At 68.5% G+C, this 2,121-nt stretch carries 1 protein-coding gene; it reads left to right on the top strand.

What is annotated here, in order from left to right; translation table 11 throughout:
- Positions 1 to 31 precede the first annotated feature (31 nt).
- Positions 32 to 2,121, top strand: a 2,090-nt coding sequence (locus ACGFIV_RS36215; protein WP_392839600.1) for a polyketide synthase dehydratase domain-containing protein, incomplete at its 3' end; no start/stop codon positions are given.

The raw sequence follows: 2,121 nt of genomic DNA, 5'->3' as shown, positions 1-2,121 counted from the left end.
CGTCCACGGACTCAGCCCCGACTGGGAGGCGTTGTATCCCGACCCGCCGGTCACCAAGCGACCCGAACTACCGACCTACCCCTTCCAGCACCAGCGGTACTGGCTCACCTCGACGGTGGGAGCGGATGTGTCGGCGGCGGGCCTCGGGGTTTCGGACCATCCGTTGGTGGGCGCGGTGGCCGAACTGGCCGACCAGGGTCAGGTGGTGTTGACGGGGCGGCTTTCGCTGCGGGAACATCCCTGGCTCGCCGATCATGCCGTGGCCGGCAGGGTGCTGGTGCCGGGTACCGCGTTCGTGGATCTGGTGCTGCGGGCCGGTGATCACGCCGGTCATCAGGTGGTCGATGAACTGGTGCTACAGGCGCCGTTGGTGCTGGACGCCGACGCGGCGGTGGACCTTCAGGTCATCGTCGGGGCACCGCGGGACAACCGGTGCGCGTTCAGTGTTCATTCGCGTCCGTACAGTGCGGGCGGGGGCGTGCAGGAGACCTGGACGTCGCACGCGAGCGGGCACCTGTCCCCGGTGCCGGGTGCTTCGTCCGCGGTGGCGGACTGGGGTTCGTGGCCGCCGCCGGGCGCGCACGCTGTTGAGGTGGACGGTCTGTATGAGCGGCTGGCCACCTGTGGTTACCAGTACGGTCCCGCCTTCCAGGCCGTGAACGCGATCTGGCGTCAGGGTGATGACCTCTATGCCGAGGTCCGGCTCCCCGAAAGCCTGGACGGCCGGGGTCACGGCATCCATCCCGCCCTCCTGGACGCGGCACTTCACCCCCTCCTCCTGCTCACCACCGCCGATACCAGCAGCGACACCGGCACCGGTGGCGGCAGCGTGCGGCTGCCGTTCGCGTTGTCGGGGATCACGCTGCACGCGACCGACGCCACCACGCTGCGGGTACGCGTCACCACGATCGACGCCGACACCTTCAGCCTCACCGCCACGGATCCCGCGGACGGGCCCGTCATCACCATCGACGCCCTCACCCTCCGCTCCAGCGACACAGGCACGCTGAACAGTGCTCCTGCCGGGGTCTCCGATGTCAGCTCGAATCTGTTCCAGCTCTCCTGGGCAGCGGACACCAGGCCCGTGCCGGCGGATGTCGCGGAACGACGGCTGCCCCGCTGCGCCGTGCTGGCCGAGCAGGACCCGGAGCGAGCGATCGAGGTGGCCACAGCGATCGGCGGCGTTCCCGTCCATCGGGACCTGACCGCGCTGATCGACGAACCGAGCTCGATCGGCACAGAGGATCCGGCGCTGGTCGTCTGGCTTCCCCCTCTCACCGGCGACCTCGACGTTCCGGCGGCTGTTCACGCCGTCACCGAGCAAGCTCTGGAGCTGCTGCACGCGTGGATTGACGATCCTCGGCTGGCTGACACCCGCCTGATCGTTCTCACTCACCACGCCGTCGCGACCGGCCCTCTGGACGGATCGCCCGATCTTGCTCAGGCCGCTGTGTGGGGGCTGGTTCGCACTGCCCAGAACGAATATCCCCATCGTTTCGCGCTGCTGGACACCGATCACCACGAAGCCTCCTATCGACAGATTCGGCACCTACTCACCCGTCACATCCCGGAGGACGGGGAAGACCAGCTCCTCATTCGGCAGGGTGTCGTCCACACCTCCCTTCTCACCCGGGTCCAGTCAGACGACGTCCTTCGTCTTCCGGATGCCGCCTCCTGGCGGCTGGACACCGCGGGTAAGGGCACGCTCGCCAATCTCGTGCTCACCGCCGGCCCGGACCCCGTTCCCGGAGCCACGACCGCGGACATCGCGGGCCCAGGTCCTGAGCCGGTTCTGGCCGACGGTCACGTTCGTCTGCGTATCCGCGCCAGTGGACTGAACTTCCGCGACGTGGTGGTCGCTCTGGACGTCGTCGGAGAGGACGGTTTGGGCCTGGAGGGAGCGGGAGTCGTCACCGAGGTCGGTCCCGGCGTGCAGGGGCTGGCTGTGGGCGACAGGGTCATGGGGTTCGTCCCTGATGCGTTCGCCCCCGCTGGAGTCACGGACCAACGCATGGTGATTCCTGTTCCTCGCCACTGGTCCTTCACTGACGCGGCTTCGGCCACGGTGGCCTATCTGACCGCCTGCCACGCCTTGTCGGAATTGGCCGGCGTTCAGGCCGG

Origin of the sequence: Sphaerisporangium sp. NPDC049003 (assembly GCF_043197795.1) — a bacterium.
Taxonomy (GTDB): domain Bacteria; phylum Actinomycetota; class Actinomycetes; order Streptosporangiales; family Streptosporangiaceae; genus Sphaerisporangium.
Note: the sequence above shows the minus strand (reverse complement) of the source record. Positions and strands in the feature narration are given on the sequence as shown.